We start from the raw sequence: 13,927 nt of genomic DNA, 5'->3' as shown, positions 1-13,927 counted from the left end.
TCCTCTGCCTATACCGCGTCATCCCGATAAATATAAAGAAATACGTCCTCCAGGTTCGGGCTGACGCTCCGGGCCATATGGGTGCAGTCGTGCTCGCTTGCAAAGCGCATCACGGTTTTGCCGCCTTCCTGACGTTCGGTAAGCGGCAGATAAGGCGACGTTATGCTGCTTATGTCGTCGGTTTCATAGATTTTGCCCTGCAGCGTCCGGCAGATCGACGCCGGCGAATCGCTTGCAAACAATCTGCGATTTTTGAACAGGACTACTCGGCTGGCGATCGTTTCAATGTCCGACACGATATGCGTCGAAAGAATGACGATCCGGTCTTTGGACAGCGACGAGATCAGGTTGCGGAAGCGGACGCGTTCCTTCGGGTCGAGTCCCGCCGTAGGCTCGTCGAGAATGAGAATTTTCGGATCGTTCAGCATGGCCTGCGCGATGCCGACGCGTTGAATCATGCCGCCTGAAAATTTGCGCATTTTCTGATCCCGCACATCCGCCAAGCCGACCGTTTCAATCAGTTCGTCGGTTTTGCGCTTTGCTTTGTCGCGGTTCATGCATTTCAGCGCCGACATATACAGCAGAAACTCTCGCGGCGTGTGATTTTTGTAATAGCCGAAGTCCTGCGGCAGATAGCCGATGATGTCGCGGTACGTAGCGTCGAGCGCAACGATCTCATCGCCGTTCCACAAAATTTCGCCTTTCGTTGGAAAAATAAGCGTAGCGAGCATTTTGATCAGCGTAGTTTTGCCAGCTCCGTTCGGGGCAAGCAAAGCATACACGCCGCCTGAAAAGTCGAGGCTGACATCCTCCAAAGCGGTGAAGCTGCCGTATTTCTTGGTTACGTGATTAAGCGATAGCATGTTTTTGAACCTCCCGCAGCATGTTTGAGAGTTGCCAAGCAAGCGCAGCCGCGCCGAATACGGAGAACACAAACGATAGAGCAATCGGCATTTCGCGAAGTATGGCCTCCCATTTTTCACCGAGAGCAAAAGGGAGCGCGACGTTCGCGATTACCCAAGCGGCCGAGAACGCCGCATGTACCCAATTGCTGTGCAGAACTTGCTGAACGTAGAGAGCCAGGACAGCGCAAACAAACAAGGCGGACAGGCAAAGCGGGAACAACGAGAGGAACTCGTATCCGTTGTCCGCGCTGACGGCCGCGATAACCGCCGTAAAGGCGGAGCCGACGACCGAATAGCAGGTTACCCGCATAGCGGTGATTTGCCGGATTGTGTAGCGGCAAGTTTGCTTGAGCTCGTATAACCCGCCGAGCCGCTCCGACGTTTCGGCAAACAGAATAGCAGCCAGGAAAAGCAGCGGGGCGGCAGCGACGGCAGCGGTGCAGCGGTAGGCGTCGGGGGTTAGACTGAACAGCACAAAAACGCCCGCGAGCGTTAATGCAGCGAAAAACAGGCTGTACCCCGTATCCCAAAAAAGGAAGCGCAAACCAAGCGAGCGCACCATATCCGCCATTCGTTCTCTCGCCGTCCGCGGCCCCGCTAGACCTTGCGACAGGATAAATTCGATGCTTTCGTTTTTATCGGTAGGATTCATAATCCGCAAACTCCTTTCCAAGCAGATGAATAAGACGGTAGTACCTGGATTTGACGCTTCCCTCCGGCAGCCCTACGATCCCTGCAATTTCGGAGAACGTATATCCGCCGAAGAGGTGAAGCCGGAAAATGTGCTGCGTGTCCGGCGGCAAGCCGCCTACGAAATCGCATACCCGTTCCGTGAAATCGCTGTTCTCCAGCAGCCGTGTAAAGTCGGTTTCATCGATTGGCTCGGTCTCGTCAAGCGGCATCGATTGGGCCATTGTGCGGTAGGTGCGCGAGCGGAACCAGTCCACAACCTTATTGGCGGCAATCCGGTACAGCCATGTTCGGAAGCCGGCGCCTTTCCCGACATCGTAATGTCCGATTGTTCGGAGCATGGAAATAAAGATTTCTTGTGTCAGATCCAAGGCGACATCCGCGTTCGAGATCTGTTTCCGCACAAAGCCGTACATCTCGTCATAGTAATGCCGCACCAGTTCATCGGCGGCGGCGCGGTCGCCGCTTCGCCGGATTTTGTGGATAAGGCGCAGCTCGTCCAACCGCACTACCTCCTTTGTACCAGTCCTCTATCGGTATATTCGTTTAGTTTGCGAAAAAAGTTTCAACAAGTGCTTCCCTCTATTTTTGTTTGTTGTACATACATCATACGAAAAACATATGAAAGTACAATTTTATTCGTATTATTCATATAGGTCCCGCAGTGGTAACATACGAATAGATGCGAACGATAGATCGGGAGGGAACCCTATGCAACAAGCATACTGGCTGAAACAGGTGCGCCTCGAGACCGGACACATGGTCGAGGATGGCGCTGTTGTTGGAACGAATACCGGCTTCTTCAATCTGCGGATCGAAAACGGGACGATAGCGGATATAACGGACGCAAACGAACCGCTTACCGAAGCGGGGGCCGGTGCGGCTGTGCCCGTTCTGGAGGCGAACGGCTGGCTCGCGCTGCCGTCATTTGTGGAGAAGCACTGCCATCTGGACAAAACGCTGCTCGGCGACCGGTGGCGCCCTGTTCGGCCCGCCGCTTCGATATTCGAGCGGTTCGATATCGAAAAAAACACGCTGCCGCAGCTGGCGACCACAATAAAGGAGCGCGCCGAGACGCTGCTCGGTATCCTGCTCCGCTCCGGCTCGACACACGTCCGCACGCATGTGGATTTGTACCCGGAGGCCGGGCTTCGTCACCTGGAGGCGGTGCAGGAGGCGCTGGCTTCCTTTGCCGGCAAATTATCGCATGAAATCGTTGCGTTTCCGCAGCACGGGCTGCTGCGCACGAACAGTGCCGGACTCGTGAAGGAAGCGCTGCGGCAGGGCTGCGGTCTGGTCGGAGGCGTAGATCCGCATTCCGTTGACGGCGATATGGAGCGATCGCTGCAAACGATGATGGAGCTGGCGGTAGAAGCGAATGCCGATGTCGACTTGCATCTGCATGACGGGGGGCGCGCCGGGCTGGATACGATCAGGCGGCTGGCGGTATTGACGGAGGAGGCGGGCTGGCAGGGGCGCGTTTCGGTCAGCCATGCGTTTGCGCTCGCCGATATGGCCGGGCAGGAAGCGGAGGACATGGCGAAGGTGCTCGCCGGGCTTGGTATCACGATCATTACAAGCGTACCGCTCGGCCGTTCCATACCGCCGGTCCCGTTTCTCCAAGCTAGAGGCGTACAGGTTGCGGTCGGCTGCGACAACATATTCGATTCGTGGTCGCCGTTCGGAAACGGGGATATTCTCGAGCGGGCCGGACGGCTCGCGGAGCGGTTCGGAAGAAGCACGGAGCCGGCGCTCTCCGAAACGCTTGGCTTCATTACGGGAGGCCGAACGCCGCTTGCGGCGGATGGGCAGCGGGTTTGGCCGCAGCCAGGCGACGAAGCGAGCATGGTGTTTGCCGAGGCGAGCTGCTCGGCTGAGGCGGTCGCCAGGAGAGCGAAACGTCCGGCAGTTATGTACAAAGGGGCGGTCGTGTCGGGATCGCTGGAGAGGGTGACGAGATGACGCATTCGGTGTATTGGCTGGCGAACGCCCGCCTGGAAAGCGGCTATTGCCGCGAGGGGGGCGACATTGTCGGAACCGAAACGGAGCTGTGCCACGTTCTCGTGGATAACGGCCGTATGGCCGCTATCGTACCCGCGAGCGGCGGCGAGCCCGCAGATGGCCTTCCGCGGCTGGATGCAGCCGGACTGCTGATGCTGCCTGCCTTTAAGGAAATGCATATCCATATCGACAAAACGTACTACAGCGGTCCGTGGCAGGCGGTGCGACCCGTCTCCGGCATTTTCGGAAGAATCGCGGAGGAGCGCGAGCTGCTGCCGAAATTGCTGCCGACGGCGCAGGAGCGGGCGGAGAAAATGCTGCGTATGCTGCTCGGCTACGGCTCCACCCATGTGCGGACTCATTGCAATATCGATCCGGTTGTCGGCCTGCAAAATCTCGAAGCAACGATGCGGGCGCTGGCCGCCTTCGAGGGTAAGCTGTCGGCCGAGGTCGTCGCTTTCCCGCAGCACGGCCTGCTTCGCTCGGATGCGGTAGGGCTTGTCCGGGAGGCGATGAAGTACGGAGCCACCCATGTCGGCGGCGTAGACCCGTCGTCCGTCGACGGGGACATCGGGAAGTCGCTGCAAACGATCATGGACATCGCCACCGAGGCGAATGCGGGGGTCGACATCCATATTCATGACCGCGGCGAAGCCGGTATCGCCACGATGCACCGGCTCGCCGATCTGACGGAGGAGGCCGGCTGGCAGGGCCGCGTCACGGCCAGCCACGCCTTCGGCTTTGCGGGCGACGAAACCGCTGCCGCCGAGCTGGCGGAGCGGTTCGCCGGACTCGGCATATCCGTCACCTCGACCGTCCCGTTCGGAGGCACGATTATGCCGATTCCGATGATGCGCGGCAAAGGCGTCCGCGTCGAGCTCGGCAATGACAGCATCACCGACCACTGGTCTCCGTTTGGCACCGGCGATTGCCTCGAAAAGGCGGGACGGCTCGCCGAGCTGTACCGGTTCGTGGACGAGCGCTCGCTGGCCGAAGCGCTCGGCTTCATCACGGGCGGCGTCACGCCGCTAAGCGCCGAGGGCGCGAGAGTATGGCCCGCCGTTGGCGGCGCGGCCGATGCCGTATTCGTCCGGGCCTCGTGCTCGGCGGAGGCGGTGGCGCGCCGGGCGAGCCGCGAAGCGGTTTTATACAGGGGGAGAATCGTCTCGGAAGCTTCTGCCGAATGAACCGGAGCGGCGCGCCGGCTGGTCCGGTAAAGCCCGTCCGAAATTACGGTAACTGCTACACGATACTTACATGAAGAGGTAACGAATGTTTTCCAAATCTGCTTTTCCACTGCTGCTGCTGAATATGTTTCTCGCCAATCTTGGCATGGGGATCGTCATTCCGATTATGCCGGATCTTCTCCGGGAGTACGGGGCGGGCGGACAAGCGGCAGGGTATCTGGTTTCCTGCTTCGGCTTGACGCAGTTCCTGTTCTCGCCGATCGCAGGCAATCTGTCCGACCGTTTCGGCCGCAAGCCGATGATCGTAATCGGGCTGATCCTGTTCGCCATCTCCAATCTGGCGGCAGCCGCCGCGGAGGGCTTGCCGCTGCTGTTCGTTTCGCGCTTGATCGGCGGGATGGGCTCGGCCGCCCTCGTCCCGTCGATCATCGCTTACGCCGCCGACATTACGACGGACGAGAAGCGAAACAAAGCGATGTCATGGATCGGCGCTTCGATGTCGTCCGGCTTTATTATCGGGCCGGGCATAGGAGGCTTGCTTGCCGAATGGGGCATCAAGGCGCCGTTTTACGCCTCCGCCTGCATCGGATTGCTGGCCATGGCGGGCAGCCTGCGAATACTTCCGGAATCGCTGCCGGAGGAGCTGCGGCGGAAGCGAATGGAGGCGAAAGAGAAGCGGGACCATGTGTTCCGCCAAATCGCGCTTTCGGTTCGGTCGCGTTATTTTCTTATGCTGCTGATCGTATTTGCGATGACGTTTGGCCTTACGCACTTCGAAGCGGTTTTTCCGTTATACGTCGTTCAGGGCTACGGGTTCACAACACGTGAAATCGCTGTGCTGATCACCCTATGCTCCTTGATCGGCACGTTTAACCAGATCGTGCTGACCGAGAGGCTTTCAAGGCGATTCGGCGAGAGGCGGATCATAGCCGCCATGCTGCTGCTGTCGGCCGTATCGCTCGTCTGTCTGCTGTTCTCGGGGCAATTCCTCTATGTGATGGCCGTCACCTCGCTTTTCTTTACGTTCAACAACATCTTACGCCCGACGATCAATACGCTGCTGTCCAAGGATGCCGGGGAGGAGCAGGGCTTCGTCGCCGGGATGAGCAACGCTTATACGAGCATCGGCACCATATTCGGTCCGGCGCTGGCGGGCCTGTTATTCGATATTCGCATCGAGCTTCCTTATGTATTCGGAGCCCTCGTGCTGCTCGCCAGCAGTCTCGTGCTGCTCCGGCCGGCAAGACGGAAAAAGATTGAGCTGAGCTAACCGCTCCGGTTCAATCTTTTTTTTGCGAATAAACATAGGTGTGTATGGCCAATTCCGATGCAGTTTATTGGCTATTTTACCAAAGGGTGGGGAACAGTATAGGAGACCATATCGTTCGGGGAGGAGGCACATAATGGGATTATGGCAAACATGGCTGAAGAGCTGGAACGGGAAACAGCCGGAACGAACGGATGTCAAGCCGGAAAATAAACCGCAGGAGCCGACGTTCGAGCATATCCTCGGCCAGTTCCGGGATTGCTCCGATCTTACGCATCGAAGCTTTCCGAATAACGGTGTGAATGTGCTTTATTTTACCTTTCTGGTCGGGAACGACGAGCTTTTGCGCGAAATCGTCGAGCCTTTTTCCCGGATGTCCGAAAGGGAGGTGTCCGGGCTGCTGTCCGGCTCTTTCTATACACGGGTCGATGATGCGAAGATGTGCGTCGAAGGCGTTTTGTACGGCAAAGCAGCTGTCTTTTATGCCAAGGAAACGTATTTGGTCGATGTGGCACATCCGGTCGGCCGGTCTATTGAGCAGTCCGAAACAGAGGGCGTTATCGCCGGTCCGCATGACGGCTTTGTCGAGAACATCGCGCAAAACTTGAGCGTCCTGCGGCAGCGAATCCGAAGCTCCCATCTGAAAACGATACGGCTCACCGTAGGCGAGGTGACGAAGACGGAAGTCGTACTCGTCTATTTGGAAGGCATCGCAAATGAAGAAAATGTCCGGACATTGACGGAGCGGATTCGAGACATCGAGATCGACGGGGTATTCGAAGGAAATATGTTCGTCCAGCTGATCGACGATAATCCGAACTCCGTTTTTCCGCAATTCATGACGACGGAGCGTCCGGATGCGGTCGCTTCCAAAATTATCGGCGGACGCATCGCCGGCATTGTCGAGGGAAGCCCGTCCGTCTTTTGTTGTCCGACCGCCTTTTTTGACTTTTTCGGTTCGCCCGACGATTATTACCATCGCTGGCTGCTCGGGACGGCGGTCCGTATCCTTCGTTTTGTCGGTTTTATGATTACGATCGGATTTACGGCCTTTTACGTGTCGGTTACGACGTTTCATTATGACATGATCCCGCATACGATGCTGTTAAATCTAACCGAATCGCGGAGCAAAGTGCCGTTTCCCCCGCTCATGGAGGCATTGCTGATGGAAACGACGATCGAGCTGCTGCGGGAAGCGGGGGCGAGATTGCCGACCAAGATCGGACAAACGATCGGCATCGTCGGCGGTATCGTCATCGGACAAGCCTCCGTACAGGCCGGCTTTACGAGCAATATACTCATTATTGCAGTCGCCACGTCCGCGATCGCTTCGTTCGTCATTCCGAGCTACGTGATGAGCGGCTCGATCCGGCTCATCCGGTTCGGTCTCATCATTCTTGCGGGGATGCTCGGAAATTTGGGGCTCACCATCGGGATCGGTCTCGTCATCATCCATTTGGCGGGGATTACGAATCTGGGAGCATCGTACTTGACCCCGATTGCGCCGAAAAATTCCACCGACTTTCTCGATACGTTCGTACGCGGTCCGCTTTGGGCGATCCGTAAACGGCCGTCCATAAGCCGTTCAAGCAACACGATCAAAAACAAAATGAGGAAATGATGCCGATGCACGTGAAGGAAAAATTAAATCATTTCCATATCGCCCTGCTCATTTACATGATTGAGCTGGACGTAGCCGCGTTCAGCATTCCGCGCCTCGTTGCGGAAAACTTCGGTACGAACGGCTGGGTCATGCTTATTCCGATTTCCGGCGTCGTCGTTATCAATGTGCTGCTTTACCGCATCGTCTACCGTATTGGCGGAGGGGCATCCATCTTCGAATTGCTCGAGGCTTCCGTGCCGAAATTCATGCTCGTCCCGTTTTATGTGCTGCTTGCCCTATTTTGGATCTGTCTCGGGGCGTCGATCGGCAAACATTTTTTGCTCGTTTTCCGCCTCATTGCGTTTCAAACAACAAGCCCGATGCTCATTTTTATTTTGTTTTGTTTTATGGTGTACGCGCTGTTAACGAAAACGATTTACGGCATATGCAAGGCGAACACGATCTTTTTCGTATTGTCGGTCTGGATGGTCGCTCTTACCGCATACTTTTGGGAAGATTGGAAGCTGATCCGGTTTACCGGATTTTGGTTCAAGGGGGCCTTGGATGGGGGAGCGCTGCAAAACTGGACGGAAGTTTATTCGGTATTTATCGGCTATGAGTTGTGCGCGTTTTTATTCCCGTTCGTTGACGGCAAAAGCAAACTGTTCCGAGCGGTTATGATCGGACATCTCAGCTTTGCAGGCGTAATGCTGCTGACGACATGGGTCTGCTTCGGCTTTTTCAGCTTCGAGCAATTGAAGGGGCTCCAATATCCGCTTATTAGCTCGCTTGAATATATCGAGCTTCCGTTCGTCAATCGCGTCGAAAATCTGGTGTTCACTTTTTTTCTCTTCTCGAATCTCATATCGGCCGTCATGTTCTGCTTCGCCGCGCTTTTGACGCTTCGGCGTATATTTCCCGGGGCCAGGGAGAAGGTGCTCGAAGCGTCGATCACGCTTATGGTGTACGGGGTCGGATGGGGCCCCCAACTTTTACGACAATCGATTCAACTTTTGCGGTATATGTTCAAAATCGAGATGGCGCTGGCTTTTGCCCTTCCCGTTATATTGATCCCGCTTGCCATGCGGTACCGGAAGAAAGGCGGGGAGGCGAAACCGTGAAACGGATACTGGCGGCGCTGGCGGCGGTCCTGCTGACGACGGGTTGCGCGGACGAAAAAATACTCGAGAAGGTCGGCTTCATGCGTACAATCGCCTTCGATACGGCGGGGGCCGACGAGCCGGACAAGCTGGAAGTAACAATAAGCATACCGCTGTCAACGGGCAAGAAGACGATGTTACATTCTACGATCGCGAGAACGCCGCAAGAAGCAATGCTCGTGTTTAACCGGCGAAATGACCGGGAGATCGTAAAGGGACAGGTGCGTCAGGTGTTATTCGGCGAATCGATCGCGAGAAAAGGAGTTTGGGACCATCTCGATTTGCTGATGCGGGACCCTTCCCTCGGAAGCCGAGTCCACCTGCTCGTCACGGAAGGAGATCCGAAGGCGCTGCTCGGTCGAACCTTTGCGAACCGCGGCACCTCCGGCGAATATATTGACGATCTGATCCGGACGGTCGTGCATGCCGAAAATTTGCCGGACACGAACTATTATGACGACGGCATCGAGCCGATCGCGATGATTATTAAAGGCTCGGCCACCAATCTGGCCATCGACGGCATCGCTTTGTTCCGGAAAGATCGAATGATCGCACGGGTGAAGCCGGAAGACCAGATGCTGTTAAGCATGCTCCGCGATGACGTCGATACGGGCAAGCTGTTTCTGGAATTGCCGACAAACGGAGAGCCCGACGATAAAGTAGCCTTGAGCCATTTAGTGAGCCGGAGGAATGTGACGGTCGCGTCTGGCGGAGCGAATCGGCAGGGGGCTCCGTTACAAGCGACGGTCCGGCTGACGATCAAGGGCTCCATTTTGGAGTATTCCGGAGACCGCTCGGTACAAGGCGCCGCCGAGCAGCGGCAGCTAGAAGCGAAGATGGGCGAGGTTATCCGCCAGCGATGCCAGTCGCTGATCGAGTTTATGCAAAAGAACGGCACCGACGCGATCGGAATCGGCCAGTACGCAAGAAAGAAGATGAGCTACGCGGAATGGACCCGAAAACCGTGGAGCGATCTATTTGCAAAGGCGGATATCCGAGTCGAGGCGGTTGTACACATAAAAGATTTTGGCAACTTGAAGTAACAGCCTGCAGTACGGTTGAGCGAAGTCCGTGTGCGGCAAGACGAAAAGCGGGGGTAGCAATAAATAAGGGATATGGACCGGCGACCGTCCTTGAGGTACTGCCGGTTTTTTGGCATGTCTGCTCCCATTCGTCCGGATTTTATACTTTTTTTACACTTCATTTAGGGGCGCTTTAGACCTCCCGGCTATTCTAAATATGCAGGTACTAAGCAGGAGGGATGAAGATGAAAAGGAACAAGAAATGGATCGCGATGGGAGCCGGTCTCGGCATCGGCGCGGTCATGCTGACAGTTAGCGGACTGTCCGCCATGGCGGGAAATTCGGGTTACGAGGCGTGGAAAACGGCGGTCAAGCAGACGCACACCGCAACCAGCTTCGCCGGCAAGGCGGGTATCGTCGTCACCGACAACGGGACGAAGCTCATCGATGCGGAGGCCGCGTTCAAGAAAGATGGTGCTTCCGCAAGCGCGGACCTGTCGCTGAGCTCAGGAAATGCGGCGCACGGGATGAACGTCTACATCCAGGACGGCCAAACGGTGCTGAAGCCGGATGACAGCAATGTGTACCGGGTTGTCGAGCAGGGTACGGGTGAAGAAGGAAAACACGGTCCGAAGCGGGGGGCCGATCATACGCCGGACCCGGCCATGGTTCAGAACGTGGAGCGCGTATTCGACGCGCTGGTCGGCAACTTGAAGGACCGGGTGACTCTGACCGACAACGCCGACGGCAGCCAGCGAGTAACGCTCAGCCTGAGCGGCAGCCAAGTGCCGACGGCGGTACAGGCGATCGGCTCGATGCTGATCGGACATGCCGGCGGCTTCCAAGACAAACGCGGACATGCGGGTGTTGGTGCCGGACCGGTGTCCGGCGATGCGGCCGGAGACAAAGGCTCTCCTGCCGGCGGAGCGGGTTTCGAATCCTGGTTTACGCCCGATATGAAACCGGAACTTCCGAAGCTGACGCAAGATATCCGCATCGACGCCATTAAGCTAGACGCTGTGATAGACGCGAACCGCTATATGGACGGCCAAACGGCCGAAATTCGCCTGTCCGGCAAAGACGCCGCAGGTACCGCGCACAGCCTGGTCGTTCAGGTGATGCTCGATCTTGGCGGCTTCAATGGAACGAAGGCGGATCGCGTCGACTTGACCGGTCAGACGGTAGAGACGATCAAGCCGAAGGAGCGGGAACGCTTCAACCGGTGACGACTCCTCACGGCTTAAGCCGTGGGCTTCTCGAATCATCGAGACTCGTAACCTCGTCCCTCCCCGAAGGCTCCGTCCGAGCCTAGTCTACCTTTGTGCGGTTACGAGACTTGCCGCTTCGCGCGCTCCAGGATGTTGATCGCCGCATTCACATCCCGATCTAGCGTTGTACCGCATTGCTTGCAGCGATGGATACGTTCGGCGAGCGTTTTCTTCACGATGTGATGGCATGTGGAGCAACACTGCGATGTATAGCGCGGATCGACACGCACCACTTGACGACCGGCGCTTTCAGCCTTGTACGTCACGAATTGTACGAGTCCGCTCCACCCTGCATCCGCAATGGTTTTGGCAAGATGATGGTTTCTCACCATCCCTTGCACGTTCAGTTCTTCGAAAGCGATCAGGTCGTAGCGGTTCACCAGCGTCCTGCTGACTTGGTGCGCGTAATCTTTGCGCTGGTTCGCCACACGTTCATGCTGCCGCGCAAGCCTTAGGACCGCTTTGCGTCTGCGGCTCGAACCGCGCTGTTTTCTGGACACCGCCTTTTGTTGCCGCTTCAGCTTCGCCTCGCTTTTGCGCAGCGGCTTCGGAGCTTCAAAAATAGATCCGTCCGAGGTTGCCGCGAGCTGCCTGACGCCAAGGTCTACGCCTGCTTGACGGTTGGTTTGGGGGAGTGGCTCCGCTTCGATTTCGCAAGACAGACAAGCGTAATATCGATCGTTTTTTAATGTAATCGTACAGGTTTTGATCGCCCCTCGAAGTTGCCGATGCAATTTGATCCGTACAGGGCCGATCTTGGAGAGTTCGAGACGCGTTCCCTCCAAAGCAAATCCGCTTTGCGGATAGGTGAACGAATCGTAGCGGCTTTGCGGCTTGAAGCGTGGGAACCCCGCTTTTTCGCCGCTCTTGACGCGGCGATAGAAGGCTTGGTAGGCCTTGTCGAGCCGCCTGGCTACATCTTGCAGCACCTGGGAGTGTACGTCTTTCAACGCCGGAATATGCTGCTTGCGCTCTCGGAATGTATTCGCTTGCTGGCCATAGGTCAACGCCTTACCTTCCGTTTTGTAAGTGTGAATGCGTTCAGCGAGCAAACGATTGTACAGCAAGCGGCAGCGTTCGAGTGTGCAGCGAATTTTTTCTTGTTGCTCGCTTGTAGGATACAATCGGAACTTGTACGTTCTTAACAAGATATTCACCTCCTGTATACAGGATACCACAGAAGTGGGAACTAATGTTCGCTTTTTTGTTTATAAAAACAGCAAGAAAGCGGCCGCTTCCCGGGTGCGGGAAAGGCGATTTGGCGGACTTGCGCCGCCAAATCGCGTATTCGGACGGACGCGGCGGACAGTCATGGAAACGAAAGGGGGGACCGGATGTGGAGGCGATTGTGCAGGTGCGCGATCTGAATAAACGGTATTGGAACGGGCGAGGCGTCCGTGAAGTCGGTTTCGAGGTACGGCGAGGGGACATTTTCGGTCTGGTGGGGCCGAACGGTTCGGGAAAGACGACCGTGTTGAAACTGCTTACCGGACTGTGCAGAGCGGACAGCGGCGACATCCGTTTGTTCGGCAACAGCCTGAACGAATCATTCGTCCCGGCTATGGAACGGGTGGGCAGCATGGTCGAATCGGCCGACGTGTATCCGTATATGAGCGGATATGCGAACTTGCTGCTGGCCGCGCGTTTTTATCCGGACTTGCGGCCTGCGCGAATCGACGAAATGCTGGAGCTCGTAGGCTTGACTCCGTATCGGAAGGAAAAGGCGGGCACTTATTCGCTGGGCATGAAGATGAGGCTGGCTCTCGCCGCCGTGCTGTTGAGCGATCCCGAGCTTGTTATTCTCGACGAGCCGGCGAACGGACTGGATGTAGAAGGGACGGTCGAGCTGCGGCAGCTCATCCAGCATATGGCTGAAAGCCGCGGCACGACGTTTCTCCTGTCCAGCCATATGCTGGACGAGATGGAGCGCCTATGCAGCCGGATCGGCTTCATGCACGGCGGAGCTTTGATTCGCGAAGCGGCGATCGAAGAGCTGAGGGGAGCTGGGGGCCTCGAGCAAGCGTATTTGGCCGAAATTCGCAGAGCGAGGGAGGAAAACGCACATGGCGCAGTTGTATAGCCTGTATGCGAGCACGCATAACGAGACATCCAAGCTGTTTTACCAAACGAAAACGAAATTGACGGTTGTGCTGACCGTGCTCGTTCCGGTGGCGGCGGCATTCCTGCTCGGCCGTGTCCAGACGGGGATCGGGCTTTCGCTCGGGCGAGATTTCCCGGAATTGATGCTCGGCCTGTTCACCGCCGTCTGGCTGCCGCTGTTTCTGTTCATGGCGGCTGCCGAATCGTTCGCGGGCGAATATGCCGACCGGACGATCAAGCTGGTGCTGCTGCGGCCGATCTCGCGGGCGGGCGCGTTCGCATCCAAGGTGCTCGCGCTGCTTCTCTATTTGGCGGCGCTGCTTGCCGTCGTTTGGCTCGTCTCGGTCGCAGCCGGACTTGTGCTCGACGGCGGGGCGACGCTGGCCGGGCTGCCCGGCTCGATCGCGGCTTATGCCGCCGCTTTCGTGGCGATGAGCGCCGTCGGCACGGCCGCTTCCTTCGTGGCGCAGTGGCTGCGCAGCGGCGTAGGCACGCTGGCCTTGTGCGTGTTCTTGTATGTGGCCGCGAAGCTGCTGCCCTTTTTCTTTCCCGGCACGGCTATCTGGTCGTTCGTCACGTACACGGACTGGCATACGCTGTGGGTCGGCGAGACGGCCGCTGCCGGCAAACTGCTGCAAATATTCGGTTTTTTGCTGTCCAGTTGTATAATAAGCTATACGGCGGGCTGGTATATGTTCGAACGTAAATCGCACTAAACAAAACG

Annotated in this window: 13 protein-coding genes; 9 read left to right on the top strand and 4 right to left on the bottom strand. The window is 56.9% G+C overall.

All coding sequences use genetic code 11. The features are described 5' to 3' along the window. Positions 1-8: 8 nt before the first annotated feature. From D7M11_RS19190 to D7M11_RS19180, 3 genes are read right to left on the bottom strand one after another with little or no spacing between them, the layout of a single operon-like run. A complete protein-coding gene (locus tag D7M11_RS19190) occupies positions 9-863 on the bottom strand; it encodes an ABC transporter ATP-binding protein (protein ID WP_120748866.1) in 855 nt (284 codons plus the stop codon). Then, a complete protein-coding gene (locus D7M11_RS19185) occupies positions 850-1,557 on the bottom strand; it encodes a hypothetical protein (RefSeq protein ID WP_120748865.1) in 708 nt (235 codons plus the stop codon). Before D7M11_RS19185 ends, D7M11_RS19190 begins: the two co-directional genes overlap by 14 nt. After that, complete coding sequence (locus D7M11_RS19180) at positions 1,541-2,098, bottom strand: RNA polymerase sigma factor (RefSeq protein ID WP_120748864.1); 558 nt, start codon at positions 2,096-2,098, stop codon at positions 1,541-1,543. Before D7M11_RS19180 ends, D7M11_RS19185 begins: the two co-directional genes overlap by 17 nt. A gap of 208 nt (positions 2,099-2,306) precedes the next feature. On the opposite strand from D7M11_RS19180, the gene D7M11_RS19175 reads away from it, so the two are divergent. From D7M11_RS19175 to D7M11_RS19145, 7 genes are all read left to right on the top strand, one after another. Then, positions 2,307-3,557, top strand: coding sequence for an amidohydrolase (locus tag D7M11_RS19175; RefSeq protein WP_120748863.1), 1,251 nt, complete (start codon positions 2,307-2,309; stop codon positions 3,555-3,557). Further along, positions 3,554-4,783, top strand: coding sequence for an amidohydrolase family protein (locus tag D7M11_RS19170; RefSeq protein WP_120748862.1), 1,230 nt, complete (start codon positions 3,554-3,556; stop codon positions 4,781-4,783). Before D7M11_RS19175 ends, D7M11_RS19170 begins: the two co-directional genes overlap by 4 nt. An 85-nt stretch (positions 4,784-4,868) precedes the next feature. Beyond that, a complete protein-coding gene (locus D7M11_RS19165; RefSeq protein ID WP_120748861.1) occupies positions 4,869-6,053 on the top strand; it encodes an MFS transporter in 1,185 nt (394 codons plus the stop codon). Between the two features lie 133 nt (positions 6,054-6,186). Then, complete coding sequence (locus D7M11_RS19160; RefSeq protein WP_120748860.1) at positions 6,187-7,671, top strand: spore germination protein; 1,485 nt, start codon at positions 6,187-6,189, stop codon at positions 7,669-7,671. Between the two features lie 11 nt (positions 7,672-7,682). Beyond that, positions 7,683-8,774, top strand: coding sequence for a GerAB/ArcD/ProY family transporter (locus D7M11_RS19155; RefSeq protein WP_205127081.1), 1,092 nt, complete (start codon positions 7,683-7,685; stop codon positions 8,772-8,774). Continuing rightward, positions 8,771-9,856: a Ger(x)C family spore germination protein gene (locus D7M11_RS19150; protein ID WP_158606718.1), complete on the top strand. Its 1,086-nt coding sequence runs from the start codon at positions 8,771-8,773 to the stop codon at positions 9,854-9,856. Before D7M11_RS19155 ends, D7M11_RS19150 begins: the two co-directional genes overlap by 4 nt. 224 nt (positions 9,857-10,080) lie before the next feature. Beyond that, complete coding sequence (locus tag D7M11_RS19145) at positions 10,081-11,061, top strand: hypothetical protein (RefSeq protein WP_120748857.1); 981 nt, start codon at positions 10,081-10,083, stop codon at positions 11,059-11,061. A gap of 101 nt (positions 11,062-11,162) precedes the next feature. On the opposite strand, the gene D7M11_RS19140 is transcribed toward D7M11_RS19145, so the two are convergent. Continuing rightward, positions 11,163-12,251 carry an RNA-guided endonuclease InsQ/TnpB family protein gene (locus D7M11_RS19140; RefSeq protein WP_120748856.1) on the bottom strand — a complete coding sequence of 363 codons (1,089 nt, stop codon included), beginning with the start codon at positions 12,249-12,251 and terminating at the stop codon, positions 11,163-11,165. 56 nt (positions 12,252-12,307) lie between these two features. Between D7M11_RS19140 and D7M11_RS19135 the strand changes: the two genes are divergently transcribed. Both D7M11_RS19135 and D7M11_RS19130 read left to right on the top strand, forming a co-directional pair. Then, positions 12,308-13,183 (top strand): ABC transporter ATP-binding protein, encoded by an 876-nt coding sequence (locus D7M11_RS19135; protein WP_240041206.1) that lies wholly within the window; start codon positions 12,308-12,310, stop codon positions 13,181-13,183. Continuing rightward, a complete protein-coding gene (locus tag D7M11_RS19130) occupies positions 13,167-13,919 on the top strand; it encodes an ABC transporter permease subunit (protein WP_120748855.1) in 753 nt (250 codons plus the stop codon). The genes D7M11_RS19135 and D7M11_RS19130 overlap by 17 nt, the downstream gene beginning before the upstream one ends. Positions 13,920-13,927: the final 8 nt, after the last annotated feature.

Source organism: Paenibacillus ginsengarvi, assembly GCF_003626695.1.
Classification (GTDB): domain Bacteria; phylum Bacillota; class Bacilli; order Paenibacillales; family NBRC-103111; genus Paenibacillus_AB; species Paenibacillus_AB ginsengarvi.
Note: the sequence above shows the minus strand (reverse complement) of the source record. Positions and strands in the feature narration are given on the sequence as shown.